General features: G+C 45.9%; 34 protein-coding genes and 2 pseudogenes. 18 read left to right on the plus strand and 18 right to left on the minus strand.

Going from position 1 to position 25,167, the window contains the following annotated elements:
- Positions 1 to 37: 37 nt before the first annotated feature.
- From CHA6605_RS04595 to CHA6605_RS04615, 6 genes and pseudogenes are all read right to left on the minus strand, one after another.
- Positions 38 to 631 carry a cytochrome b/b6 domain-containing protein gene (locus CHA6605_RS04595; protein WP_015158379.1) on the minus strand — a complete coding sequence of 198 codons (594 nt, stop codon included), beginning with the start codon at positions 629 to 631 and terminating at the stop codon, positions 38 to 40.
- 282 nt (positions 632 to 913) lie between these two features.
- Complete coding sequence (locus tag CHA6605_RS04600) at positions 914 to 1,600, minus strand: cytochrome c biogenesis CcdA family protein (RefSeq protein ID WP_015158380.1); 687 nt, start codon at positions 1,598 to 1,600, stop codon at positions 914 to 916.
- A gap of 59 nt (positions 1,601 to 1,659) precedes the next feature.
- Positions 1,660 to 2,715 (minus strand): transposase, encoded by a 1,056-nt coding sequence (locus tag CHA6605_RS32480; protein WP_232432265.1) that lies wholly within the window; start codon positions 2,713 to 2,715, stop codon positions 1,660 to 1,662.
- A 300-nt stretch (positions 2,716 to 3,015) separates the two neighbouring features.
- Positions 3,016 to 3,642: a redoxin domain-containing protein gene (locus CHA6605_RS04610; protein ID WP_015158381.1), complete on the minus strand. Its 627-nt coding sequence runs from the start codon at positions 3,640 to 3,642 to the stop codon at positions 3,016 to 3,018.
- Positions 3,643 to 3,766: 124 nt separating this feature from the next.
- Positions 3,767 to 3,913, minus strand: a pseudogene (locus CHA6605_RS34905) (pentapeptide MXKDX repeat protein); the annotation flags it as partial.
- 298 nt (positions 3,914 to 4,211) lie between these two features.
- Positions 4,212 to 4,502, minus strand: coding sequence for a DUF2721 domain-containing protein (locus tag CHA6605_RS04615; RefSeq protein WP_041547565.1), 291 nt, complete (start codon positions 4,500 to 4,502; stop codon positions 4,212 to 4,214).
- A 668-nt stretch (positions 4,503 to 5,170) separates the two neighbouring features.
- Between CHA6605_RS04615 and CHA6605_RS04620 the strand changes: the two genes are divergently transcribed.
- The gene (locus tag CHA6605_RS04620; protein WP_041547566.1) at positions 5,171 to 5,458 is read left to right on the plus strand and encodes a hypothetical protein; all 288 of its coding nucleotides are present in this window, start codon (positions 5,171 to 5,173) and stop codon (positions 5,456 to 5,458) included.
- A 236-nt stretch (positions 5,459 to 5,694) separates the two neighbouring features.
- Here the strand turns inward: CHA6605_RS04620 and CHA6605_RS04625 are convergent, their stop codons facing one another.
- Both CHA6605_RS04625 and CHA6605_RS04630 read right to left on the minus strand, forming a co-directional pair.
- Positions 5,695 to 6,222: a DM13 domain-containing protein gene (locus CHA6605_RS04625; RefSeq protein ID WP_015158384.1), complete on the minus strand. Its 528-nt coding sequence runs from the start codon at positions 6,220 to 6,222 to the stop codon at positions 5,695 to 5,697.
- 199 nt (positions 6,223 to 6,421) lie between these two features.
- Positions 6,422 to 6,793 carry a hypothetical protein gene (locus CHA6605_RS04630; RefSeq protein WP_015158386.1) on the minus strand — a complete coding sequence of 124 codons (372 nt, stop codon included), beginning with the start codon at positions 6,791 to 6,793 and terminating at the stop codon, positions 6,422 to 6,424.
- A 458-nt stretch (positions 6,794 to 7,251) separates the two neighbouring features.
- Here CHA6605_RS04630 and CHA6605_RS04635 point away from each other — a divergent pair, with 458 nt between their 5' ends.
- Entirely contained in the window at positions 7,252 to 7,614 is a 363-nt protein-coding gene (locus CHA6605_RS04635; protein WP_041547568.1) for a TetR family transcriptional regulator C-terminal domain-containing protein, read from the plus strand.
- 282 nt (positions 7,615 to 7,896) lie between these two features.
- On the opposite strand, the gene CHA6605_RS33630 is transcribed toward CHA6605_RS04635, so the two are convergent.
- The 7 genes from CHA6605_RS33630 to CHA6605_RS04665 all read right to left on the minus strand — a co-directional run bounded on the left by CHA6605_RS33630 (position 7,897) and on the right by CHA6605_RS04665 (position 11,664).
- A complete protein-coding gene (locus tag CHA6605_RS33630; protein ID WP_157259788.1) occupies positions 7,897 to 8,088 on the minus strand; it encodes a hypothetical protein in 192 nt (63 codons plus the stop codon).
- Positions 8,089 to 8,103: 15 nt separating this feature from the next.
- Complete coding sequence (locus CHA6605_RS04640) at positions 8,104 to 8,412, minus strand: tetratricopeptide repeat protein (protein ID WP_086936162.1); 309 nt, start codon at positions 8,410 to 8,412, stop codon at positions 8,104 to 8,106.
- Positions 8,413 to 8,493: 81 nt separating this feature from the next.
- Entirely contained in the window at positions 8,494 to 8,841 is a 348-nt protein-coding gene (locus tag CHA6605_RS04645; RefSeq protein ID WP_157259791.1) for a hypothetical protein, read from the minus strand.
- A 289-nt stretch (positions 8,842 to 9,130) separates the two neighbouring features.
- Positions 9,131 to 10,576, minus strand: a complete 1,446-nt coding sequence (locus CHA6605_RS04650) for a HAMP domain-containing sensor histidine kinase (RefSeq protein ID WP_041548717.1) — start codon at positions 10,574 to 10,576, stop codon at positions 9,131 to 9,133.
- 148 nt (positions 10,577 to 10,724) lie between these two features.
- Entirely contained in the window at positions 10,725 to 11,015 is a 291-nt protein-coding gene (locus CHA6605_RS04655; RefSeq protein ID WP_015158388.1) for a helix-turn-helix domain-containing protein, read from the minus strand.
- A complete protein-coding gene (locus CHA6605_RS04660) occupies positions 11,012 to 11,443 on the minus strand; it encodes a type II toxin-antitoxin system VapC family toxin (RefSeq protein ID WP_015158389.1) in 432 nt (143 codons plus the stop codon). The genes CHA6605_RS04655 and CHA6605_RS04660 overlap by 4 nt, the downstream gene beginning before the upstream one ends.
- Positions 11,440 to 11,664: a hypothetical protein gene (locus CHA6605_RS04665; RefSeq protein WP_015158390.1), complete on the minus strand. Its 225-nt coding sequence runs from the start codon at positions 11,662 to 11,664 to the stop codon at positions 11,440 to 11,442. The genes CHA6605_RS04660 and CHA6605_RS04665 overlap by 4 nt, the downstream gene beginning before the upstream one ends.
- Positions 11,665 to 12,079: 415 nt before the next feature.
- On the opposite strand from CHA6605_RS04665, the gene CHA6605_RS04670 reads away from it, so the two are divergent.
- From CHA6605_RS04670 to CHA6605_RS31270, 3 genes are all read left to right on the plus strand, one after another.
- Complete coding sequence (locus CHA6605_RS04670) at positions 12,080 to 13,156, plus strand: DMT family transporter (RefSeq protein WP_015158391.1); 1,077 nt, start codon at positions 12,080 to 12,082, stop codon at positions 13,154 to 13,156.
- Between the two features lie 5 nt (positions 13,157 to 13,161).
- Positions 13,162 to 13,830: a serine/threonine protein kinase gene (locus CHA6605_RS04675; RefSeq protein ID WP_015158392.1), complete on the plus strand. Its 669-nt coding sequence runs from the start codon at positions 13,162 to 13,164 to the stop codon at positions 13,828 to 13,830.
- Between the two features lie 142 nt (positions 13,831 to 13,972).
- Positions 13,973 to 15,595 (plus strand): two-component system sensor histidine kinase NtrB, encoded by a 1,623-nt coding sequence (locus CHA6605_RS31270; RefSeq protein ID WP_015158393.1) that lies wholly within the window; start codon positions 13,973 to 13,975, stop codon positions 15,593 to 15,595.
- A 106-nt stretch (positions 15,596 to 15,701) separates the two neighbouring features.
- Here the strand turns inward: CHA6605_RS31270 and CHA6605_RS04685 are convergent, their stop codons facing one another.
- On the minus strand, positions 15,702 to 15,932 hold the full coding sequence (locus tag CHA6605_RS04685; protein ID WP_198288427.1) for a hypothetical protein: 231 nt from the start codon (positions 15,930 to 15,932) through the stop codon (positions 15,702 to 15,704).
- A 177-nt stretch (positions 15,933 to 16,109) separates the two neighbouring features.
- On the opposite strand from CHA6605_RS04685, the gene CHA6605_RS34910 reads away from it, so the two are divergent.
- The 3 genes from CHA6605_RS34910 to CHA6605_RS04695 all read left to right on the plus strand — a co-directional run bounded on the left by CHA6605_RS34910 (position 16,110) and on the right by CHA6605_RS04695 (position 17,045).
- Entirely contained in the window at positions 16,110 to 16,226 is a 117-nt protein-coding gene (locus CHA6605_RS34910; RefSeq protein ID WP_198288428.1) for an ATP-binding protein, read from the plus strand.
- A gap of 64 nt (positions 16,227 to 16,290) precedes the next feature.
- Positions 16,291 to 16,656: a TfoX/Sxy family protein gene (locus CHA6605_RS04690; protein ID WP_015158395.1), complete on the plus strand. Its 366-nt coding sequence runs from the start codon at positions 16,291 to 16,293 to the stop codon at positions 16,654 to 16,656.
- Positions 16,653 to 17,045: a VOC family protein gene (locus CHA6605_RS04695; RefSeq protein WP_015158396.1), complete on the plus strand. Its 393-nt coding sequence runs from the start codon at positions 16,653 to 16,655 to the stop codon at positions 17,043 to 17,045. Before CHA6605_RS04690 ends, CHA6605_RS04695 begins: the two co-directional genes overlap by 4 nt.
- Positions 17,046 to 17,056: 11 nt before the next feature.
- Here CHA6605_RS04695 and CHA6605_RS04700 read toward each other — a convergent pair.
- Both CHA6605_RS04700 and CHA6605_RS04705 read right to left on the minus strand, forming a co-directional pair.
- Positions 17,057 to 17,389: pseudogene (locus tag CHA6605_RS04700) on the minus strand (TetR family transcriptional regulator C-terminal domain-containing protein); the annotation flags it as partial.
- Between the two features lie 60 nt (positions 17,390 to 17,449).
- Positions 17,450 to 17,893 carry a winged helix-turn-helix transcriptional regulator gene (locus CHA6605_RS04705; RefSeq protein WP_015158397.1) on the minus strand — a complete coding sequence of 148 codons (444 nt, stop codon included), beginning with the start codon at positions 17,891 to 17,893 and terminating at the stop codon, positions 17,450 to 17,452.
- A gap of 140 nt (positions 17,894 to 18,033) precedes the next feature.
- Here CHA6605_RS04705 and CHA6605_RS04710 point away from each other — a divergent pair, with 140 nt between their 5' ends.
- The 10 genes from CHA6605_RS04710 to CHA6605_RS04750 all read left to right on the plus strand — a co-directional run bounded on the left by CHA6605_RS04710 (position 18,034) and on the right by CHA6605_RS04750 (position 25,086).
- Positions 18,034 to 18,813: an SDR family oxidoreductase gene (locus CHA6605_RS04710; RefSeq protein WP_157260160.1), complete on the plus strand. Its 780-nt coding sequence runs from the start codon at positions 18,034 to 18,036 to the stop codon at positions 18,811 to 18,813.
- Between the two features lie 61 nt (positions 18,814 to 18,874).
- Positions 18,875 to 19,189, plus strand: coding sequence for a class I SAM-dependent methyltransferase (locus tag CHA6605_RS04715; protein ID WP_015158399.1), 315 nt, complete (start codon positions 18,875 to 18,877; stop codon positions 19,187 to 19,189).
- Positions 19,190 to 19,348: 159 nt separating this feature from the next.
- The gene (locus tag CHA6605_RS04720; RefSeq protein WP_015158400.1) at positions 19,349 to 19,768 is read left to right on the plus strand and encodes a hypothetical protein; all 420 of its coding nucleotides are present in this window, start codon (positions 19,349 to 19,351) and stop codon (positions 19,766 to 19,768) included.
- A gap of 313 nt (positions 19,769 to 20,081) precedes the next feature.
- Complete coding sequence (locus tag CHA6605_RS04725; RefSeq protein ID WP_015158401.1) at positions 20,082 to 20,276, plus strand: DUF2949 domain-containing protein; 195 nt, start codon at positions 20,082 to 20,084, stop codon at positions 20,274 to 20,276.
- Positions 20,254 to 21,159 carry a 2-oxo acid dehydrogenase subunit E2 gene (locus tag CHA6605_RS04730; protein WP_015158402.1) on the plus strand — a complete coding sequence of 302 codons (906 nt, stop codon included), beginning with the start codon at positions 20,254 to 20,256 and terminating at the stop codon, positions 21,157 to 21,159. The genes CHA6605_RS04725 and CHA6605_RS04730 overlap by 23 nt, the downstream gene beginning before the upstream one ends.
- 48 nt (positions 21,160 to 21,207) lie before the next feature.
- Entirely contained in the window at positions 21,208 to 21,936 is a 729-nt protein-coding gene (locus CHA6605_RS04735) for a hypothetical protein (protein WP_015158403.1), read from the plus strand.
- A complete protein-coding gene (locus CHA6605_RS36060; RefSeq protein ID WP_015158404.1) occupies positions 21,936 to 22,064 on the plus strand; it encodes a hypothetical protein in 129 nt (42 codons plus the stop codon). Before CHA6605_RS04735 ends, CHA6605_RS36060 begins: the two co-directional genes overlap by 1 nt.
- Positions 22,051 to 24,417 carry a M28 family peptidase gene (locus CHA6605_RS04740; RefSeq protein WP_041547572.1) on the plus strand — a complete coding sequence of 789 codons (2,367 nt, stop codon included), beginning with the start codon at positions 22,051 to 22,053 and terminating at the stop codon, positions 24,415 to 24,417. The genes CHA6605_RS36060 and CHA6605_RS04740 overlap by 14 nt, the downstream gene beginning before the upstream one ends.
- Positions 24,418 to 24,430: 13 nt before the next feature.
- Positions 24,431 to 24,778, plus strand: coding sequence for a DUF4365 domain-containing protein (locus tag CHA6605_RS04745; RefSeq protein ID WP_015158406.1), 348 nt, complete (start codon positions 24,431 to 24,433; stop codon positions 24,776 to 24,778).
- Positions 24,772 to 25,086, plus strand: coding sequence for a hypothetical protein (locus CHA6605_RS04750; RefSeq protein ID WP_015158407.1), 315 nt, complete (start codon positions 24,772 to 24,774; stop codon positions 25,084 to 25,086). The genes CHA6605_RS04745 and CHA6605_RS04750 overlap by 7 nt, the downstream gene beginning before the upstream one ends.
- Positions 25,087 to 25,167: the final 81 nt, after the last annotated feature.

The raw sequence follows: 25,167 nt of genomic DNA on the forward strand, positions 1-25,167 counted from the left end.
GTAATTTATGAATTGCACCTGTCTCAATGCTGGATTTTTAGACAAACATCGATCGCCAGAGTCTCAATCCACCGACTTTTAAACCCATTAGCATGTGGACGATCGTAAATAACAACGCGATCGGGACTGTCAGAAAATGTACCGTACGAAGAGTTTGCCAATCGCCAAATAAACCCGCCAACCAGCCTAATTGTACTGGCTTGTACATCGCCAATCCACTCGCGATCGCCAGAATCAAAATCGGAATGATGCCAGTATAAATAATTCGATGCCAAGCATAAGCCTTACGCTTGGGATTTTGCCCGACCTTAATAGCCTGAAGATCGTTACTAGCCGCAAAACGGCGTTGCCACCGCTTAGTTAAAAAGATATAAATACCGTAAATTAGCAAATTAAATGAAAACACCCACATCATTGCAAAATGCCAATCCCTACCACCCGCCAACCACCCACCCAAAGTCATAAAATCGGGAAACCGCCACCCATCTTTTCCACCAAATACGGGCGTAGCATTATAAATTTGCAGCCCACTTCCACTCATCAGCAATAGACTGACAATAATAATCCCGTGAAACAGCTTAATAACAATTTTTTGATGAGGAATCGGTGGTGATTTTTTAGGTATTTTCATGATATAACACTAGAAAATGTGGGGTAAAAATCCCCTCCTCGGAGGGGCTACGGTGTATACACAAGTCGGCTAGGCTTCGTTTCTAGATCTAAATCCCCCCTAACCCCCCTTAAAAAGGGGGGAACCAGATCCGGAAGTCCCCCTTAAAAAGGGGGATTTAGGGGGATTCACACCAATTTCGCTTCTGACCAGAGATGTGTGTACACGGTAGCTCCTCGGAGGGGTGCCCGCAGGGTGGGGTGGGTAGATGTAGCAACTCAAACAAACATTAATCGTCAATCTTCAAATAGTAAAACTCGGAAATAACGGAGCCAGCCATAACTGAACCTGCACATCCAAACCCAACAGCATCACGATCGCCGTCATAATAATCATCATCCCGCCAATCTTTTGGATCGTCCCAGAATGCGATCGCAACTGTAACAATCGCTGCCCCAAATAACGACCGCCATAAGCAACTACCAACATCGGTACAGCGGCTCCCAATCCATAAACAACCAGCATTCCAAACGCCTGAAGTGGTTGATGTTGCACCGCTGCCAAAAGTAAAATACTCGCCAATACTGGCCCCGCACAAGGTGTCCAGAGAAGTCCAAGTTGGCTGCCCAACCAGAATTCACCTACCAAACCGATCGAATTTGAACTGTCGATTTTAATCGAGAATATTTGAAAAAATCGATAACCCCATTCAGGGAAAATTGAAAATACACCCATGACTAATAAAATCGCGATCGCCACCGCCCTGAGCGCGTCTGGTAAATTGGGAATCCAGCTAGCTACAACGCCCAGCAAGCTACCTGTAATCGCAAAACCACCTACTAAGCCCAACACGATCGCGATCGGCCCGTAGTGGTGAGATTGCAGCGATCGACCGACGATAATCGGCAACACTGGCAAGATACAGGGAGATAACACCGTCACGATCCCACCGCCAAATGCCAACCCGATGGAGAGAGCCTGACTAGTCATGACTTCAACAGTTTTTGAATCGTTTGCTCGGTTTCTGAATAACAATAGTCCGGACAGATTTATGGAGCTAGAGAGCCATAGTGGAGAAGACTATCGTAGTTAGGATGGGATTTAATCAAAGTCGGGTCAAGTTCTAACATGGAAATAAACCGCTCAAGTAGATGTCCATTGAGAGCTAGCCGCTTGTAAGTTGCCATTGAAAAAGATTGCGGCTGTGAATCTTCCCCAGTATCCGACTGAGTTTTTTGCTGTTCAAGCTTGGCAATATTGAGAGCTGCCAAGGATGCATTGAAATGAAAATCCAGGGATTGTTGGTGGCGGGATTGACAGTCGCAAAGCCCAGTAAATTGTTTGGCATCACGAAAGATGAATTCGATTTGAAACCGAGATTTGTAGTACTCGTACAGACTGATGGGATTAATCATCGTGTCGGTAGAAAAGAGCAAAGCTACTCGCTGCTTCTCGGGATGACGTTGGTCAACCAAGTAAACGATGCGAATTTTACGTTTAAGTGAAACATGCCAAACCACTTGGCTATACAATTTAGTGCCATTAGCTAACTCACCACCGAATTCCAGTCGGGACAAATCACTCAAATTCACCTTGCCATCATACTTACGCGGCGCACCTTTGGGCTTTTGCTTGCCAGTGTAGCAGTATCGTAGATCCGCATCAATCCGCAATTTGCTAATCAAATGAAGGTCTAGCTCAATCACCCCATCAACAACAGATTTCTTACTGTAAAAGCTGTCTGCGGTTAAATATTTTACTACCGCAGGCAAATGGGAGCGAGCTATTTTCAGTTGTTTCAGATAGCCTTTGACTCGCTCAGAAATCACTGGTTCTGTTTTCGCTTTCGATTTAGATTTAGATTTCGACTTCGATTTCGACTTCGATTTCGACTTCGATTTACGCTTCTTCTTCGCCGTTGGTTTCGCGTCGGGGATGGGTTGACGCTCGGTTTTTGCAGTTTGTTGTACTGAGAGAGTGTAACCTTGATGGGCTAATACATCCACCACTGCAATCACCGAAATTTCTAACCCTTTTTGAGACTTGCTGATACTACCGTTATAGAAATTATCTACTCCCCATGTCTGTTTTCCACTCTTGCTGATAAATGAGCAATCAATCGCTGCGATCTGCTCTCGATTTGGTTCAATTGCTGCTGCAATTGTCTGCGCGTGGAAGGGAATGAAATCGAATGTTTTTTTGTACTGACGACGGTATGTTCGTTCGCTATACTGCCCATAACGACTGAGATTAGTAAAGTTTGCCTTGCCGCATACCACAAACAACGTCACAAATATACTGGCTAAGAACTGGCGTTGCGGTTTGCTAAATTACCCACTTTGGCAAGTAGGTTCTGTACAATATCCATAGGGCAATTCATCTGGTACTTGGGTTCTACTTGTACTTTAAGCGATGAATTGCTTTTTTTGGATCGATCGATCATTTTTCTTTTCAAAAGGTGTCCGGACTATTGAATAAGCTCCCTCGCCAATACGATCGTTTACGATCGTACCTTGCCGATTCGCTAAAAATAGATGCGGCCAATACTCATTTTTGTAGGCTTGCCAGGTTTTGAAGTCGTTATCGACAGCTACGGGATAGGTGATGCCATGCTTTTTAATTGCGGCTTGAATATTGGCAATCTTCCGCTCGTAGGGAAACTCTGGGGTATGCACGCTGACGACTTTTAGCCCTTGTTTGGCATACTGTTGATGCCACTTGACGATATAGGGCAAAGTGCGCTGACAGTTGATGCAAGCAAATGTCCAAATGTGAATTAACGCGACGCTACCTTGAAGATCTTTTTTGGTGAGTGGGGATGAATTCAACCACTCTTGAATGCCCTGAAATTCGGGTAAAGAATTACTCGCCGCAATCTCTGTAGATTTGATAGGCATGGCATTCGCACTAGAAATACTATTAGAATTATTGACCTGTTGAGAGCCAATTCCACATGCTGTTGTGACTCCCATGCCGATCGCACCCAATCCGAAATATAGAAATTGTCGCCTTTGCCAGATAGACTTATCCATGCGCTGTTGCTCTTACAATATTCAATCTATTTACAATTGCTACTTACCGATCGGATGTCATCGGTGAATTTCGATCGGAGGCAAGATCGGATGCTAAACTTGCCTCTAGCCCCAGGTTGTTAGTCTATGGTTTGGTTGCGGGTGTCTTTTTCTCATTACTTTTCATGGCATCACCTTTCATCGCGTCGCCCTTGCCATCGTTTTTCATGGCATCACCTTTCATTGCGTCGCCCTTACCGTCGCCTTTCATTGCGTCACCTTTCATCGCATCACCTTACTTAGTCGAATCAGCAGCGGGAGGAGTTGAGCTGGTAGAGCAAGCAGTCAGACTAGTACTCAATATTAGTCCAGCGACGATCGCCAAAATTTTCCAGTTCACAGCAGTTAATTTCATTGGATTATTCCCTAATAAATATCGAAAGATCGATACAATATTTCGTAACAGAACCGAATTGGTTCTTGATTCCAATTATGGATGCCTGTTCTGAAACTTCTGTGAGGCAAAACTAAGAATTTCCTGAGTTGATGCTGAGTAGATCTTCATCATATTCTCAGCAATTTCTCATAATTCATCGTTTGCGTAATCGACAATTTTGACCGACTGCTAACTGAATAGAGTAGTGAGAAGTCCGCAGCTCGGCAGCCATTAGTACCATCCCAACTAACAAAATACCAATCCCAACTAAGAACACAATAATGACAAGCTGATGCAGCCAGCTCGTATTGTTAGCGGTGGCTAGTGCGATGACTAACATATCTAACATAAAGACGAGTATCGACAGATAAATTAGCACCAAAACGTCATGCACTTGATGATGGTGGCGTAACAGATCTAGCAACAGACGATCGAGATGGCTCACACAATTGTTGATGATGCTACCGGATCTGGTTGCTGATAAATTTCCATAATCCGATCGAGCAATTTTAGCGCATCGGCTTTTGGTCGCTGAAATGAATTGCGCCCGAGGATGGAACCAAAGCTACCACCGGATTGGATGGCACGAACTTATTAGGCCATAGTTAGGCGGCTTGAGTGCTGGGTGCCGATCCAAATCTTCCCAATAGTGAAGGCATACCTGCACTGAAGCCTTAAATTCCAGTGCGATCGAGGATCTCGTTGAGTGCCTTCTCCTTCATTACTATCAATTCTTGCAAGACATGATTCTTCAAAGTCGATCCGATCGACCTAAACAGCGCGGTCTAACAATCCCGTTGCACACCGACCGGATCGAGTTGGTTAGTGAATCCGAGAGGTTATTAGCGGCGAGTGAACGGGGTCGTTACTTTTCCCAATCTATGTGTACGGGCAAAAATTTCAATTAGATTGAGATCGCTACATTCGATCGAAAACTAAACTCCTAAACGCTCGCTTCAGAAGATATCAAGCATCAAAACTATCTATATCAAAGATCGATCGCCTTATTAGATTCGATCTCCAAATCTAAACAAACCGATCGAAACCGAAATCGCACCAGCATTCGAGTACTTTATCTGGCAATCGCTTGCGCCCGCACCCCCGATCGATACCATGCTATCCGAGCTGCTGCGATCGCTTATAAATCCGTTAGCTACAGATCGGCAATTACCGATGACGGTGGCAGATTCGATCGCTTGTTTGCTCGATCGATTGCAACAGTATCGCTGTTTATTAGTTTTCGATGGAGTTGAGTTGATTTTAACCGATCGTCCGGTTGCTGGAGCTTATCGGCGAGGGTATGAAGGATATCGGGAAGTTTTTGAGACGATTGCCGATCGATCCCATCTCAGTTGTTCGATCTTAATTAGCAGGGAAAACCATGTGGATTTAAGTATTTAGACGATCGAAAGGAGAAGAAAAAAGATGGTTAATTTCTTTTTTCTTCTCCCTTATTCCTGTTCTCAAGCTTTAAATACTGGAGGAACTGGTATTAAATTGAAGCGTAATAGGGTGGTGGTTTTCTGAAAGTGCAGAAGCTGGAAAATAAGAAATTCAAATCTCGATCGAACTAGATCTGCCTACGGATTTTGCCGATCGATCGGGACAACAAGTCAATCTGATATCGGTCTAGAATCTTAGCTCAAACTAGCAACACCAAAAGTAGCATTGAATTTGCGACACCAAATTACTGCCGATCGATAATTTGCGAGATTGATGTTGGCAGGAATGGCATAGCGTTGGGCACCACTATATTTTTTCAGGCGAGATAACACAATATAATCACCACCTTTCAACGCATAGTTAGGTGCTTTAGTCGCGCCGAGTACATTAGGAGAAAGATGCAAAGCAACTACCAGATCGGGACCCTGACTAGAAGTTTTAAATCGCGCGTCTAGTTGTAGAAACGATCGACCGTTTTGGGTCACAATACTAGCACCACCTCTGGTCGGTTGTTCTGCCCGAACGAATGTGCCGGACTTGATGGTTGCTGCTAACTGAAAAGGACGAGCCGAAGGACTAATCTGAGTTGGCTGTTCGCGTATTTCCATCGGATAATCAATCGCGATCGATCCTGCCGGAACCCGACTTTGGATCGCGGCTTTTGCAGAGCTAATTACTAGTAAAGAAGCCAAAGACAGAATTGTTACTTGGATGAATTTCATAGTTAAATACTCCTGATTTATGACAGTAAGATGGTTCACTTTTCTTCTTGGCGATCGCCGAGAGAACTCGATCGAACATGATAAATTTCCAAGAAGTTACTGAGAAAAGCTGAGGATTAATTGAAAAATATTAACTCATAATCGAGTTATTGAATACGTTCAACGTGTAGCTTGAACGATCCAGATCGAGGAAAAGATCTTACTTAACTTCACCTGCTGTAAACATAGCTACCTTACCTTTTCTAACCGCTACTACCACATCATAAGTAGCGCAATAAGAGAAGGTAACATTATTGGCTTTGTTGTATAAATTGACCACCATCCCAGCACCACCAGGTTGAACACCGAGTGGTTCTAGATCGCCATAAAAGAAGCGTCGGAGCTGGTCGCCACCGCCAATTTGTCCTTTATTTTTAGTAACTAAAGCAATCTTTTCTTGAACGGTAGGGCCTTCTGCCGCACTAGCTACTACACCGATCGATACACTGGGACTAGTATTGTGGGTAGTAAGATTACCAACAGAAACCAAACCAACCATTGCAATACCTGTAACCAAAGTTGCTAATTTCATGAGTTATGACCGATTAAGATAGTGGAAACGAACCAAATTTGGTCGTTAAATTAAATATCGCAGTTTCTACTGAAAACTCTCTGAATTCAACCGATAGATTTCCTGAATTTATTCTAAAAACTCACTCAGTTAAATCTCAGCAATTTCTCATAATTCGATCGCCGCCAAACCCGAACTTGACTGTTTGAGAAACTCGATAAATAGCCGCACCTTTAGCAGAATGTAAGCACGAGAATGATAAACTTCGTACCTTCACCCAACTTCGATCGACTCTAGAGTCTCAATACGGTTCGGTTAAAAACCAATCGTGAGTTAGTTGCTCCGGTTTAGGTTGAAATCCCCCTAAATCCCCCTTAAAAAGGGGGACTTTTAAAGCCCCCTTTTTAAGGGGGTTGGGGGATTCAGATCTCAAGCGAAGCTAACCGAACCGTATTGTCTAGAGTCTGACCCACGAAGCCTTGAGTAATCCCTTTCCAGAACAGGCAATCGCTGCTTGGTTTCAGCTTTTATCTGGTACAGCAAACCAACCCGGAGAAACCAAAGGCTGTTTTGCCCTCAATAGTCTGATTGAGATGGCTCCCCATGATGCTGATGTTGCCAAGATGTTGGAGTATCAATATGCCCGCATTGGTAAGCTGCTGGAAACCGCGATCTCAAAGGGGCAAAAAGCTGGAGTCTTCCGCCAAGATCTGTCTGCTCGACAGTTACAGCAAATGTTGCTGGTTACTGCCAATGGCACGTTAGCTTCGAGTCGAGCGGAATTTCTGAAACCGCATCTACCCAATGTTGCCGAATCGGTATTAGCTGTACTGAAAGCATAATTGTTTACTGCCATCAGTCGCCCGATCGAAACGCCAATTTTCGACTCTAGTGAGAAGCGAAATTGGTGTGAATCCCCCTAAATCCCCCTTAAAAAGCTACCGTGTATACACAAGTATGGTTGACTTCGTTTTGAGATCCCAATCCCCCCTAACCCCTTAAAAAGGGGGGAACTGGACTCTTAGTCCCCCTTTTTAAGGGGGATTTAGGGGGATTTCTAGGGTTTTTGCTTCCCTCCAGATTTGTGTATACACGGTAGCCTCCTGGGAGGGGCAGGCGTGGGTTCATCGCCGCCGCCGTCGCCTAATTTTCCGCCTTCTGCTCAACCATAAAAACCTCAATTGTCGATAACCCCACCAGAACGGAACGATCGAAATCATCGCCAGAATTGCCACAATTTGCCCCACCCGTCGCAACCCTGCATCAGCCAAGTAAAAAGGTAAGAGTGGTATCGCTAACCATTCTACCCAAGTCATTGATGCTGCTGGTTTCTATTCTGTTGCTGGTGTTTGCCGCAGAATTTGCAGATTCTCTCGGATGGTTTGGGTATTGGGGTGATTGATGCCCAAACTCTGTTCGAGAATTTCTAATGCTCGCACATACAGAGGTTCGGCTGCGGCATATCTGCCTGTCGATCTGTACAATTCAGCCAGATTATTTAGAGATATAGCCAGATCTTCTTGTTGTTCAAACTTGGTGTGTAGATCGATCGCACGTTCAAAGTAGTTTTGAGCTAGTGACAATTCCCGTTCTCGATCTGCCGATTTTCCAGATCGTACCCGATCGGCATATATAGCCATTCTCAAATTGATGAGGTACAGATAATTTCATGCTTTAATTTCTGCCTATATCTAGGGTGTACTTCACTAACTTGAGAACCGCTATAAATTACCTAGTTGAGCATAGAGTGTTGCCACATTGCTGCTATCTGCGCCCCATTTCGCGATCGCTTTTGCTAAAGATGCTGCTAATTGTTCTATCGATAAAACCGAATTTAACCGATCGTCTCGATCGAGATTTTTAAGTGGGGCATCTGGTGATTCAGTAGTTACTAAAGAGGGTTCTAATTGAAATTGAAATACACCATTGCGCCAACTCCAGAAATCGGGAGATCGCTTGCCAAGTTCTTTAAAAATGCGTGATGGTATCCATAACGCGATAGTGATGAATGTCTGGAGCGAGTTCCCGCTCGTAATTAGCAATAATTTGTTCCCGCTGTCGATCGGCATCGCAGACAGCGACAAATATCTGTAACAATCCAATTCCTGCCTCGATCGAGACTAACAATCGATCCTAGATTTCGGCGTTTGCTTCAGCGATCGTATTAAATGCCTCAATCCGGTTAGCTGCCATCGTAGATTCATGATATGTCCTTAGAGACTATGATATCTCAACTGATGAATCGATCCGCGATCGAAGAATGAAGTTTGAGCCGTTCTATCTAGTACTCTCCCGAAACTGCAGGTGGCAATTCTAATTGGGCTAATATGTTTAAACTTAAATATGGATCGATCTCAACTATGTTGGCAACGAAATTGTAAACTCTGTACCTTCACCCAACTTCGATCGCACCGAAATACTCCCACCCATCCCTTCTACCAACGTCTTGACGATCGCCAAACCCAACCCATGTCCGTCACTAGTGGCTTGAATCCCCGCTTGTGGCAAGCGAGTCCGCGCTTCATCTACCCGATAAAAACGCTCAAAAATCCGACTCTGATCTTGAAGCGGAATCCCCACCCCGCGATCGATTACTCGAATTATTGCCTGTCCGTCGCAGCGATCTATACTCAAGATAATCGGTTGTTCTGCTGCTGAATATTTCACCGCATTATCGATTAAATTGATTAATACTTGCTGAAGCCTGTCTCGATCGGCAATAGCTTCGATACTGGCTGTCGCCTCAACACGAATCGCTCGGTCGCTATATTTCTCCGTCATCTGGGCGATTTCTGCGACGACATCATTGAGCGATAACCGTTCGAGATGGTAGTGAGCGTAGCCACTATCGGCGCGTGCCAAGTTCAACAAGTCCTGAAGCAATCGCACCGTGCGTTCGGCTTCTGATGCCGCTGTAGAGAGGGCTTCTTGCTGGTAATCATTGAGATTGGTACTGCGGCGGAGAACGCTTTGCAAATAGCCGACTACCACCGTCAACGGCGTGCGTAACTCATGGGACACATTGCCGACAAACTGACGCTGATTTTCCCAAGCATCCGCCAGCCGCGCCAGCATCATATTAAAAGTTTGCGCCAATTCCTTGACTTCACTCGGAGCCTGAGTGAGTTGCAACTGGGCTTTATTCAAATCTGCTGCCGAGATTGCGCCAGCAATCTGGCTCATTTCTTGTAAAGGTTGCAGCGATTGGCGAATCCGTAAGGCGATCGCGAAGATGGTGGCGATCGTTGCCAAACAGCAGACGGCTGCTAGCCCCTGGATGGCGGTCATTAGTTGCTTTTGTTCTGATGTGACATCTTGCGCCATATAGACCTTGCCCAGGGGCTTATTGCGCGCTGTGACTAGTCCGCGATACAAAATTAGATAGCGATCGCCCACTGGGTACACTTGGGGTTTGAGCGGCATATCGGCGATCGACATGATTTCGTCGCTTACCTGGCTCGATTGGGCTAGAAGCTGATTGCCGTCGGTACTTTTGACCCAAATTGCCAATCCAGGCACGGAGACATTATCGATCGTTTTTTGCAGTCCCGTGGCAACTGGCAACATCTCACTGTAGAGTTCGACATCGCGGGGAAACCGAGTGGCAATATATTCAACTTGCTGCGTATGGGTAGTTATCAACAACTGCTGCATTTTCCAGCTCGTCCAGGCTGCGACGCTACTCAAGCCGAGAATTGACAGCAGCGAGATCTCTACGGTGAGCCGAAATTGCAACGATGCCGGATCGAAATGTTGCTGTTTGAGTTGCTGGAGCTTCGCTCTGAATCTATCGATCGGTTGCATTGGAACACCTATGGATGCCATTTCTTCGAGCAATTTGGGCATCACTGTTCTTAACTGTAATCCAAACACCTGCGATCGAGATGATGAGACTCTAAGCAAAGGATTAGTTTTTGCTGAGAAATTCTCGATCTCCAGACGCTCGAACTCATTAGCCTTCAACCAGCTCGATCTTAATTCGTTTACCCAGAACGCTAGCTGCTTTACCCAGGGTGTTGAGAGTTACAGAAGTATTGGTTGGATCGAGCAGCCTGTCAACTGCGGCGCGGCTGGTACCCATTGCTTTGGCGACGCTAGTTTTAGTCATTTGCTTCGATGTAATTTCTTGCTGAAGCTGCCAAGCAATGACTCTTTTGATAGCAATTTCATTAGCTTCTGTCAGTAAGTCTGCTTCCATACACTCATCAAAAGCAGAGCCGATATGAGAATTATGACTTTTCATCGAGTTGCTCCGCTCTCAAACCAGTTCTCTATTTTTAAGTTCTCAAAATATTGAAAATCGGCAACGTTATTAGTTACTAAAATCAGATCGTTAGAGGCAGCAATACTAGCAATTTGTCCATCTGCGAAGGCTAGAGTTTTACCAATTTTTGATAATCGCGCTCTTTCTTGAGCGTGTAACTGAGCAGCTTCAGAATCATAATCAATTACTGGCCGACTGAGAGCTGACTCATCGATCGAATTTAAAAGAGTCTGACGCTTCTTGGATTCAGGTAGTCGAAGACAACCGTACAGTAGTTCGTGAATCACAACGCTAGCAATCGCTATTTCTGAATGATGGACATCGATTCGATCGACAATTATAGGATTGGGAACTGGACGCATCAACTCTGAAACAACGTTGGTATCGAGTAAATATTTGAGCCTCATAGATTTACTTCGCGCCCTGGAGATCGATCTCTGAGGTTAGCAAAATCATCTTCGTCGGCGAAGACTCCCTCTTCCTCTAGTATGGCTCTCATCCGTTGCAAGCTATGCCAGAGTTCGTTACCCCGCTGTTCTTCTCGCTGTTGCCGGATTAACTCAATGAGGTTATCTTGCTCTTCTACAGATAGGGCTATGACAGAATCAACGATTTCTTGAAAAACCATTATTTTAGCTCCTTAAATTTGCCTGTATGGTCTGTATTGTACCAAAAACGATACAGATCCGCAAGATTTCATCGGATCGAATTCCCTGCAAAATCCCCTCCCAGGAGGGGTGCCCAACGGGCGGGGTGGGTAAAATCCCCGCCACTCACAAATAACCTCCCAACTATCTTTCCGATCGATCGAATTAGCTCGATTTGGACGTATTTAGGGTTGACAAGTGCTAGCGAAGATCTACCCACCCCGCCCTGCGGGCACCCCTCCCAGGAGGGGATTTTTAAGGCTAGTACTCAGCGTCTATCTGCCAATTTGGAATAGCCACATCGATTTTAGCCATCAGATCGAAAATCTACCGCCAATTCTTAATTGGTTTCTCAGGGGAAACTCAGGTTGGTGGTTTAAAATCGAGATCGATCTGATGCCGCGACTCCCAGCACTGATGATGCCATCTAGCTCCTACCGACTGAAGCAATTTACCAATCGCATCCCCGGACAAGTCTATCTCTGGCTGGCTGTGCCGATTTTTGGGGCTTCTAGTGCCCTGACGCGCAAGATTACCGAAATTGGCGCGATGAATTTTGTCGGCGGACACAATCCGATCTCGCTGTGCAACGTGTTGTTTGTGGGCAATCTGTGCGCGTTGTTGGTATTAGTTACCATCCATCGATCGCAATGGAATCGCGCGACTCTAAGTCGCATCTCGCAGCGAGAATGGGTGAGTTTAGTTGTAGTGGCGATCTTAGCTGGCGCACTGGCTCCAGGCTTGATTTTTCAAGCACTAGCCTGGACTCCTGTGACTAATGTAGTATTGCTCGGTCGATTGGAACCGCCCTTAACCTTGGCGTTATCGATCTGGCTGCTGCGCGAGCGTGTAGATAAATGGGAATTTCTAGGGGCAATTATCGCTTTCGTGGGGGTCGTACTCACAGTCGTCCTACAACCCGCACGGGCGAATATGCTGCCGATTATGGGCTTGTCAACGGGGTGGGGGGAAATACTGACGGTGTTAGGGGCGATTGCGTTAGCCATAGCCACGATCGTCGGCAAACAGCGACTTGCCAGAGTACCATTAGGCATCTACAACACCGTGCGGACGGGATTGGGCACACTGGTATTTTTCTGTGTTGCCTTGAGTTTATACGGTCGTTACCATTTTACCGATGTTCTCTCGCCATTTCTGTGGCAATGGATGTTGTTATACGGTGCGATTATTGTCGTCGTGGGACAATCGTTTTGGACTGCGGGTTTGCGTGCTTCATCGGTGGCGACAGCATCGATCGTCGGTTCGTTTACGCCGATCTTTGGGATTTTAGCTGCTTATTTAATTTTGGGTGAAGTGCCTACCCACGCTCAATATATCGGCGGAAGTGTTATTTTATTAGGCGTGATTTTGAGTCTGGTAGGTATTAAGAAGCGAGCCAATTGTCGGCAACGAGTCGGTGCTGTCGATCTAGAACAATCGATCGAATCCAAAATGGGATTCAAAGGAATTTAGCAAACATGACGATCGATCTTCCTGGCTATCAAGCGATTGAAAAATTCTATGAAAGCTCTAGATCGGTGCTGTACCGAGCGCGACGCTGTGCGGATCTCGTACCTGTCATCCTCAAAATAGCCGATCGAGAATCTCGATCGCCCGCAGATATCGACAGGTTTCAGTTGGAATACGACATTTTGCGAAGCTTAAATATTGAAGGTATAGTTACAACTTATGGTTTAGAAACTTATCGAGAAAATTCTGTTATCGTTCTCGAAGATTTTGGTGGTAAATCTCTCCAAATGTGGCTGAGCGAGCGCACATTCAATCTAGGAGAATTTCTATATTTAGCAATTAGGCTAACATCAATTTTAGGCGAAATTCATCAACACAACATTATTCACAAGGATATTAATCCATCTAATATCGTCTTCAATCCCACCACGGGACAGGTAAAGATTGTCGATTTTGGACTCGCCACCATCCGATCGCCAGAAACCCCCCTAGTTCGCGATCCCAATTTGCTCGAAGGTACCCTAGCTTACATTTCCCCAGAGCAGACAGGGCGCATGAATCGATCGATCGATTATCGAACTGACTTCTATTCATTAGGGGTGACATTTTATCGATTGTTGTGCGCTCGTCCGTCAACCAAAATCTATTCTATGTACGCCATTAATTTATCAAGCTAAGCGTGCGGGAATTCTGTATTTAGAAAATAATTTAACGACTGAAGCTTTTACCCCTCAGCGATTAGAAATTATCCAGTTTCTGTCCGTTCAAGCAGCAATTTCTCTCGATAATGCTCAACTCTATAATCAACTAGAATTGCGCGTGCAGCAACGCACGATTGGGCAAAGCCCACGCTTCGCGAACGAATTAACCCAGACAAACGATAGACTCCAAGCCGAAATTTTAGAACGCCAAAAATCCGAACAAATCCTCAGATCGATCGTCGCTGGCACGGTTTCCGCCACTGGTGTAGACTTCTTTCGATCGCTCGTTCGCTCCCTCGCAGATGCGCTCGACGTTCGTTATGCCTTCATCAGCGAGTGCATGGATGCGCCACCCACTCGCGTGCGGAGTTTTGCCTTTTGGCAGGGCAATGAATTTGGTAACGAGTTCGAGTACGATCTGTACGGTACGCCCTGCGAAAGGATTATTGGCAGTAATAGCTATCAGTGTTTCCCCGCCCAGATTCAAGCTTTGTTTCCCGCAGAAAAAGCTGAATTCGAGGAAATGGAAGCACAGAGTTATGCTGGCATTCCATTATTGACTTCGACAGGCAAACTGTTGGGACATCTGGCGGTACTAGATGACAAAGAAATGGCATCTAACGATCGCAATCAGGCAATTCTAGAGATTTTTGCAGCACGGGCGGCGGCGGAGATGGAACGTCTGCAAGTCGAAGATGCCCTACGAGTTTCGGAAACCAAGTTCTCGACAGCGTTTCGCTCCTCTCCAGATGCGATCGCCATTAGTACTCTCGACAATGGGACTTACCTCGAAATCAACGATCGTTGCTTGCAGATGCTGGGATATCGCCGCGAAGAAATGCTCGGACGCAGTACGCTAGAACTGGGAGTGTGGGCTAATCCAGCCGATCGAGACTCGATCTCTCAACAACTACAGCAGCAAGGCACAGTCAGCAATCTAGAGATCTGGTTTCGCCGTAAATCGGGGGAGATTTTCCCCACGTTGTTTTCTGCCGAGGCAATTTATTTAGAAGACGAACCATGCTTATTAGCAGTAGCGGCGGATATTACCCTACTCAAACAAGCCGAAAAAGCGTTAGCCAGACTAGCCGAAATTGGCGAACTAGCCGCCACGATCGTCCATGAGGTACGAAATCCCCTCACCACGATTTTGATGGGCTTAAATGCCTTTAAAAAGCTGCAACTCTCCGAGCGATTTCAAGAATATCTCGCTCTATCCTTAGACGAAGCCGATCGACTGCAACGTTTACTGAGCCAGATTTTACTGTATTCCAAACCCCAAACACTCGATCGATCCGAACTGGAACTAAATAGTTTCATTTTAGAAACTTTAGGCACCTTACAAACTATCCCTACGGCTTCGGGAAAACAGCTAGAATTTATCCCGAATAACGAACCGATTTATGTGTTAGTCGATCGAGATAAGTTCAAGCAGGTTATCGTTAATTTAATAACTAATGCCTGCGAAGCGAGCGATATCGGTGATGTTATTACCACTAAACTAGATCGAACCGAAGATCGCCGCGTTTGTCTGCAAATTCATAATGGTGGTATGCCGATTCCTGCCGATATTTTGCCACGATTGACACAGCCTTTTTTCACAACTAAAGCCAGTGGTACGGGATTGGGTTTAGCGATCGTCAAACGCATTGTCGAAGCTCACGATGGTGAGTTTCGGATTGAGTCTGGGGAGGAAATTGGCTCGATCGTTACAGTCAAACTGCCAATAATGTTGTCCTAGAAATATCCGATCGTACCTCTAGGCAGATTGTTGCTGCTCGTGCCCGTTGTTACTGTGACAGTTATATATTAACTGTGGGCAGTGCTCCCTACATTTTTACTACTTCTTAATCAACAGGATACAGAGCCTCTTGCAATTGCAGTTCAGAATACTTTTTCAAGCCTTCGAGATCCTTAATTTGAAGAGCGCGAGTCCATTTAATGATACCGAGCAGCTTTGCAGGCACATGAAAAGGTTTCTGGTAAGTATTAACAAAGTTTAACGTGACTTCTGTCTGGTTTTCGGAAGTAGAATGTAGGTCAAAGTCAAGATATGGCGTGTGTTGAAGTCTGGTCAAGCCAGTAGGGTGGGCATTGCCCACAGACCATTTTCGATTGAATAATATAAATATTTTGGTTTGTTAATATCGATGGATTAGTGAAAAGATTGTTCGACCGCATGACGTACAGTAGGTAATCGAATCAAACATTTCAAAGTCTTTTTGCTTTGGTTGCATACTACATATAGTGCAAAATTGAGTTTATCGATCGTCAAACGGATTGTTGAAGCTTACGATGGGGAGTTTACGATCGAGTCGGGGGAGGAGATTGGATCGATCGTCACAGTTCAACTACCAAAGATGTTGTCTTAGAAATACCTCGGATCGTATCTCTCGATTTTCATCTATCTCAACTCTAATTTAGAGCATATTATGTATGGCATCAGACTCGAACTTTGTTGAATACGTCTGCGATTGTCTCAATGGAGCGGGGCAAGTCTCATTCAAAAAAATGTTTGGTGAATATGCGATCTACTGCGATGGGAAAGTTGTCGCGCTGGTTTGCGATAACCAACTATTTGTCAAGCCGACTGCTGCTGGTCGAGCGGCGATGCTCCAAGGGAGCTGCGATGCGATCGATAGTATCGTAGAAGCACCCCCATATTCAGGTGCGAAACCATACTTCCTCATTGGCGAACAACTAGACAATCGAGAGTGGCTGTCAAATCTGATTCGATTAACAGCAAACGAGCTTCCGCTTCCGAAACCAAAGAAACCAAAATCTAAAAAAGAAAAAATATGAAATTTGGCTACACCATTGTCTACGTTTCCTCAGTTGCCGATGCACTAACCTTTTACAAGGAGGCATTTGGCTTTGAAACGCGCTTTTTACATGAGTCTGGTCAGTATGGTGAGTTAAACACTGGCGAAACAGTGCTGGCTTTTGCCTCACATGCTATGGGTGAAATGAATCTTGACGGACGCTATCAAAAATCCGATCTCAATGCTCCGCCTTTGGGAGTTGAATTGGCATTCGTCACCGATGACGTAGCCTCATCCTATGCCAAGGCGGTGGCCGCTGGTGCGATTTCCGTCAAGGAGCCGACCGCAAAGCCTTGGGGTCAGGTGGTTGCATACGTTCGGGCGATCGAAGGCTCGTTAATCGAACTCTGCTCCCCGATCGGCGGCTAACAATCTCACTATCATAATGGCAGTAAAGCATTAATATGTCGCCGCACCAAGTATTGTTGTTGCTCTGCCGAGAACTGTTCGGGGCAGATGACAACTCCAGTACCAATACCATCCACTAGGGCGATTAGTGCATTGGCTTCGGTGGTTAGATCGAGATCGGCTCGGATCGACTTGGCTGTCTGTAAGTCAGCTAATTCTTGATAAATAATCTGCCGTAAGCAGTCATAACGTTTTCGATGTTCCCGAACTAGTTGTTCGCGCCCGATCGAATAACCCAAAAACGCCATCCAAACTTTCCAATCGTCTCTGTCAATTTCCTTCAACGGTAGAGCGACAAAAATCAATGTAACTACTTTTTATCCAAATATCTTGAGTTAATAGATCGATTTGGGCACAGTTGCCAACTATCGTAATGTCGAGATTTTACTCTGTGTGGATTGGTCATCAACCTCGATCTCGCGTTCGCGGAGCGTCTCTTTTGGAGAATCAATTCCCTGCGCTCTGAAAGCCTCCACCTCATGAAAATGATCTCCAGCCCAGTTGCACAGAGTTTTTAATGGCTGTACCAGCGTCTCACCGAGTGTAGTCAGTGAATACTCAACCATCGGCGGGACAACCGGATACACCTTGCGATCGATTAACCCGCTACTTTCCAAACTTCGCAGAGTTTGAGTCAACATTTTTTGAGACACGCCACCAATTTGACGATGCAATTCGCTGTACCGTCTCGTCTCTCGCGACAAGGCGAGGATGACTAGCGCAGTCCACTTATCGGCAATTAAGTCGAGAATTTTGCGGACATCAGCATTTTGGTCGAGAACGCAGGGTCGGGAGGATGGTTCGGTCATATTACGCACTTTTAGGTGTGTATAGCACTTTTAAGTACATACTTGCTTCCTAGATTGTAGCCTGTTATTAATAAAGGTGCATCAGAACGAATGGTTAATCTGATGCAGTCAATCTATGATTCAGTGGGAGTTTTGAGATGATTAATCTGACAGGAAAAGTCGCGATCGTTACAGGCGGCACTTCAGGAATCGGTCGGGCGGCAGCGATCGCCTATGCCCAACAAGGAGCTAAGGTAGTGGTGGCAGGTCGCCGAGTTGCCGAAGGTGAAGAAACTGTCCGAATGATTAAAGCAGTAAGGGGTGATGCTATCTTCGTCCAAACCGATGTCACGCAAGCATCAGCGGTCAAAGCAACGATCGATCGAGCCGTTAGTACTTTTGGTCGTATCGATATTGCGTTTAACAACGCTGGTGTCTTCGGTGAAAGTGCCTCGTTGCTCGACCAGACAGACGATGAATACGATCGAATGATGAACGCCAACGTCAAAAGTGTTTGGTTGTGTATGAAATATGAGATCGCGCAGATGATCGAGCAGGGAAATGGTGCGTTCGCCTCTGGCGGCACTACGTGCATCGTCAATACTGCATCGATTCTAGCGACGATCGCCATGCCAAATATCCCGCTCTATGTCGCCAGCAAACATGCTGTAGTGGGTTTAACCAAAGCTACCGCGCTTCAATATGCCAAATCGGGTATCCGCGTCAATGCTGTATCTCCAGGCGCGATTGCCACAGAAATGATCGAACAAGCCACTGGCGGGCAAGATGAAGCAAAAGCATATATGGCGGGATTGCATCCGATCGGTCGGTTGGGCAAACCTGAGGAGATTGCTAATGCTGTGCTGTGGTTATCTTCAGATGCAGCTTCGTTTGTCACTGGTGAGACGTTAATGGTTGACGGTGGGTTTGTAGCTCAGTAATCTCGATCGAGTTGTACCGATCTGAAGGGAAGAGAAGCTAAAATTTTTGGAGTAGCACTAAATGTTTACAGGTCACAATTCTCAATTCTGGGACGATCGTTATGGTGAGACAAATTACGCCTACGGAACGAAGCCAAATCGATTTCTGACCGAGCAACAGTATTGGCTCAAACCTGAGATGAAAACTCTAGTTGTGGGTGATGGAGAAGGACGAAACGGTGTCTGGCTGGCGACACAGGGACTGGATGTTTTGTCGATCGATCTGTCGCCAGTGGGGTTAGCAAAAGCCCAAGCCTTGGCAACTCAGCAACAGGTACAGCTTCAAACTCGCTGTGCCGATCTTACGACAATAATTTTGAGTGTAGCTAGCAGGTAGGATGATTCACGATCCTGGCGATCGAGTAATAATTCTTGAAAATAGTGTTGAGATCGATTTCTAGTTCGCGATCGACAAGTGACTAACTAAATTACACTCACAACTTTCTCAAGATTCTCATCTAGTCTATAGATACGATTAGAGATCTAGAGTCATCACATGATATTGCTCAGAAGCATTGCCATCTGGCTAATTTTTATCGTTATTGAAAGCATCAATGGCACGATTCGCACTCTTTGGCTAGTGCCATTGCTGGGCGATCTGCGGGCGCATCAAATTTCCTTTGTGACCGGATCGCTGCTAATTCTGACGATCGCGACCATTTTTGTGCGTTGGTTGAAGATCTCTAGTTTGTCTCAATCGATTGGTGTGGGAGTCCTATGGATGTTGCTGACGTTAGTTTTTGAGGTCGTATTGGGACGTTTTGCATTTGGCTATTCGTGGGCACAAATCGCCGCTGACTATAATTTATTTCAAGGTAGATTGATGTCGCTCGGTTTAGTGCTACTCGTATTAGCACCGCTCATTGCTACCAAAATTAGGGATGGTTCGATCGTTGGTGGAACCTACCAGCGGTAATCGCCGCCCGCACCTTTTCTCACGATAGGATTGCGCTTTCGATCGAGCCGGAGCGACTTACAGCGGTTGGCAATTTATTCTCGGTCAGATCCCCCACTTCTTGGAAGAAGTCGGGGATCTTGTGTACATCACCAACCTGAAAAGTTCTGTATTCGCGATCGTGACTGACGACTTATTTTAAATCCTCACGAGTTCCTCACAATATTCAACTAGTCTATTCATATAAAAAACAACGATTGGTAGTTGTTCTTTAAAGAACAACTACCAATCATAACTGTAAATACCTTTTTAAAATTTAGTCAGAGGTACATCAATGATTTTATCTACGCCTTTAACAAAATTAATTCATTTTTTACAAGATGATTTAGCTATTTCGTCCTCGTCGATGTCGATCGCCCTCAAGCAAGTAGAACATAATCCCGGCCCTTTGCCGATGATTTTATGGCAGTACGGACTAGTGACGATCGAGCAACTCGATCGAATCTATGATTGGATGGAAGACACTTGAACAGGCGACTGTAAGACATTTACTAGGCATTATTGCTAGTGCAGATATGAAACAGATAGAGCCGATCGGTAACTTTGAAAAACGCAATTTCCCTAGTTTCCGTAACCCCACTATCGATACGATGATTTGGGGTCGCCAACGGCATCACGTACCCATTTTGCTGGAAATTGATGTCACAGCAGCACGATCGGCAATCCATCACCACAAAGCGCAGACTGGGCAGGGAATTAGTTTTACTGGCTGGATTGTCAAATGTATTGTCCAAGCAATTAGCGAACACAAATACGTCCACGCGCTCCGTCAAGGTCAACGGCAGTTAGTCATTTTTGATGATGTGGATGTGACGATTATTATCGAACGCACCGTGTCCGGCGAGAAGTTGCCAATGCCTTACATTATTCGCAAAGCAAACGAGAAGACTGTGGCGCAGATTCATGCCGAAATCCGCGCAGCGCAAAAATCAACCGTTGCATCCGGGGAAGTTCAGGTTGGCTCGCCCCGCGCTGCTTGGATGATGAGGCTTTTTACGATCGTGCCCAAGTTTGTCCGAGATTGGTTGTTCTGGCAACCAGTGTTTCGCGATCCTTTTCTGTTCAAGCGGATGATGGGTACTGTCTCTGTGACTTCCCTGAGCATGTTCGGCGGCGGCGGGATGAGTTGGGGTATTCCGATTGGCATCCATCCCTTACTCATTGCGGTGGGCGGAATCGCCAAACGACCAGGAGTTATCGACGAGCAAATTGTCATCCGCGAATATGTGGGATTAACCGTCATGTTCGACCATGATGTGACCGACGGTGCGCCAGTAGCGAGGTTTATCAAGAATCTACGGGAATTAATGGCAGGTGGATATGGGCTAGCAGAAGCTGGGGATATGTCCTAAATAGCTTGAATTCTCTCCTCATCGATTCTTCATGTTTAAATCTTACCTATGATTTCTTCACTGATTGTCGCTCAGGTTTTGGTACCGATTGCCCTAATTGTATGGTTAGCGATCGCCCCACCACGTAGTTTGTTGGGTGTTTTGCTACAAGCCCTCGTCACGATCGTGGCATTATTGGCGATCGCCCGCATGGGAATCTGGATTTTTCCGCCTTGGTGGATGCCTTATTGCTATGGGCTGCTTTTTCTGATGGCTTTAGTGATGGTTTGGCAGCGACCCAAACCACTACGCAGAATGCCGTCTAGTTGGCTCGGTTGGATTACCATCATTGGTTTCGTTGCCGTTGGTGTTTTTGTTGGAAACGAAGCTATAGGCAGTTGGATCGGTCAGTTTCCGCCTGCCATTCCCGCCGTCGATCTTGCCTTTCCGCTGCGGGACGGTGACTATCTACTTGTCAATGGTGGTAATGATATTCGGATTAATGCCCATCTCAAGCTGTTGGATGAATCGGTGCCACGTTTTCGTGCTTACCGAGGTAGTAGCTACGGAGTCGATATTGTCAAGATCGATCCGTTTGGCCTGCGGGCAAACGGGATCGTTCCTAGCGATCTGGCTGCTTACCAGATTTATGGTCAGCCTGTGTTAGCTCCCTGCGCGGGAAAAATCCTTCAGGCGATCGATGGTTTGCCAGATATGCAGATCCCTCAGATCGATTCAGTCAATCGATCGGGTAATCACGTCATTCTGCGTTGTCTGGAAGTTTCATTTAGAAGATAATGCCATCTCAATCTTGCCAGATTTTTCTCGTCGATGCCCCGTGGTCGATCCAGACGACCATGTTTAAGAAAAAAGGAGCCGCGATCGATGTCATTCCTTGGGAGTCAACAGACCATGCACAAATCTGATTCGATCGACAAAACCCATTGGAGCCAACGTTTGGTCATCTTGGGGATTATTCTATTTGCCGTGGCCATCGCTCTCTGGCAACTGGTACCGCCCAACGTAATCCCAGCAACAGCACCACTGACCGAATTTTCTGCCGATCGCACTATGCCGGATCTCAAAGCAATTTCTCAAGCACCGCATCCGATCGGCTCTGCCGCTCATACTGCCGTGCGGGAGTATTTGGTGACTCAACTCAAGGCAATGGGATTGCAACCAGAAATCCAAACCACGACAGTCGTACAACCTGGCGATGGTGGCTTTGGAGCAGGTCGAGTTAACAACGTGCTGGTGCGAATTCCAGGGAAAGCCAGTACGGGCGCGATCGTCCTCGATGGTCATTATGATGCTGCTGACACCGGGCCAGGAGCTAGTGATTGTGGGTCTTGTGTGGTGACTGGATTGGAGACACTGCGGGCAATTCGCGCCGGAACACCTTTGAATAACGATCTGATTTTTGTCTTTGCTGACGGTGAAGAAGTTGGGATGCTGGGCGCACGCGCCTTTGTCACCGAACATCCCTGGGCGAAGGATGTGAAACTGGCGATTAACTTTGAAGCATCGGGTAGTCGCGGCGCAGCGGTGATGTACATTACCAGTCGCAACAATCAGCGGTTAATCTCCGAGTTTATCAAAGCAGTACCCTATCCCCGCATGACTTCTTTCTCACCAGCATTCTGGGGTTTATTGCCAGGAGCGCAAATTGGGTGCGATCTAGAGGAGTATACGGCACGCGGTAGCGGTGGTTTTGGCTTCTACTATGGGGGCGATACTCCGGCCTACCATACGCTCCGTGATAATGTGACGGAAATCGATCGCCGCAGCATTCAGCACAATGGTTCTTATGCGCTTTCTCTACTACAACACTTTGGCAATCTGGATCTGAAGACTCTGACAGCAACTCAAAATGCAGTTTACTTCAATATTCTGCCGAATGTAGTCTTACATTATCCAGAATCACAAGTTTTGCCATTGGCGATCGTCACGAGCATTCTGTTTGTAGCTGTGGTTTGGTTGGGATTTCGCGCTCGAACATTGACATTCAAAGGAATTAGTTTGGGCGCGATCGCTTTCTTACTCAGTGCGATCGGTGTAGTTGTCTTAAATGTACTCGGTTGGTGGCTGATGCGGAGTTTGAATCGATCGCTGCAAGTATTGTTGATTGGCAACTACCAAGCAAATCTATATCACGTCAGTTTTGTGGTTTTGACTGTCGCTACAATGATGGCGATTTACAGTTGGTTATGCCAACGTTTTAAGGTGGACGATTTGGCGATTGGGGCATTATTTGTCTGGCTATTGTTAACGATCGCTAGCAGCGCGTGGCTGCCTGGAGCCAGCTATTTATTCGCTATTCCCCTATTGTTTAATCTGTTGGCTTGGAGTTGGATTTTACTAACCAGAAATCGGTCTTGGATGGGGATCTTACTGCTCTCTGTTGCCCTCATTCCTGGCATTGTCTTACTCATGCCCGTTCAGGTCTATTTTGGCTCTTGGATGGCTCGGTTTGAAGGCATAATGAACGTCCCCCTATCCACATTACAGATGGTCTTTACGGCTCTATTGTGTGGATTATTGGTTCCACAGTTTGTCTTCTTCACGTCATTTTCCTCTGTCACATCTCGATCGCCCCGCTGGATCGTGCCAGGAGGTACGCTGCTAATCGGTGCGATTTTGCTGAGTATCGCTACCTTCAATTCTGGTTTTAGTACAGCCCATCCTCGCCCCAATACAATGTCATATCTACTGGATGCCAATCGAGGTCAAGCAAACTGGGTGAGCAGCGATCGTCATCTCGATCCTTGGAAAGTCCAAATCATGGGTACCAATGCCCAACAACAGCAGATTGAATTCGCTTTATCTCCCGCATCGTCTGGTTTCAGTGCTCCTGCTCCTCTAGTGAATTTGCCCGCTTTGGAAGTTCAGCGATTAGAACAGCCCACAAGCAGCAACAAATCAGCTCTACGATTGCGATTGAAATCCCCCAGACAAGCCTCGATCGCTTACATCGATCTCACCACACAGGGCACGATCGCGCGAGCGGAGATCGATCGTAAACCGTTAGATCTCACCCCACTAACTCCCAAACAACGACAAGCCTTGAAGTTTATCTTTTTTGGATTGCCGCAAGAGGGAATCGAACTGAATTTAGAATTGACGAACTCTCAATCTGTGCAAATGAAGCTGGAGGACTACACTTGGGGCTTACCCGCGATTGCAGGATCGGCGATCGCCCCCCGTCCTGCGGATCTGATGCCTGCACCCGGACACCCAGATTACACGATCGTGCGAAAGCAATTGAGCATAGCTATTTAACGTTAGTGTTCGGATGCTGCTCACAAGTTTCTCAGCCGATTCTTATCTTCCATGCGATAAACTAAAAGCGGCATCAAATCACCACAGCATAGTCCAACGTCGTCTTAGTAGTGATGCGACCCCTTGCATTTTAATTCTAAAAGTTTTACCTTCGGACTCAGAGCAGTGGTTGACAACTACGGAAGCAGGCTTATTTATTGGTGGTGCTTGTTATTGGGAGTATCTACAAGGTGAACTCAGTCAAAATCAGCAATCAGTGCGAATTCGGATCGCCAGAGAGCAAGAATTTCGCCCAGAATCGTTGTTAATGTTAATGAGATCTGCCCGTGAATATACTATTAGTGGAGAATGGATATGTTAGAAATTAGTCCTCAATTACTCAGAGAAGCCAAATTATCAGTGAATGATATGGCAACTTATTTAACGGAACATGGTTGGCAGAAAGTGGCAAATCAAAACCCAAGGGTAATGATTTTTCAGGGAATTAATGATGATTTGGGCAATCCGATCGTGCTAACTTTGCCACGAAATGATAGTTTTGGTGATGCCTTACGCCGTTTATCAGAAGCAGTGAATTTAGTTGCGTTTCTTGAGGATCGATCGCCAGAAAGCGTACTTGTCGATCTGCGCGATCGAGAATCATCAAATCAATTATCAATTGATAATTGATTTGATACTTTTGCGTTAGTCGGCAGTAATGAATGACAAGAATATTTTATTTGCGATCCAGAAAATAGTCTATTATCGACA

Origin of the sequence: Chamaesiphon minutus PCC 6605, from assembly GCF_000317145.1 — a bacterium.
Taxonomy (GTDB): domain Bacteria; phylum Cyanobacteriota; class Cyanobacteriia; order Cyanobacteriales; family Chamaesiphonaceae; genus Chamaesiphon; species Chamaesiphon minutus.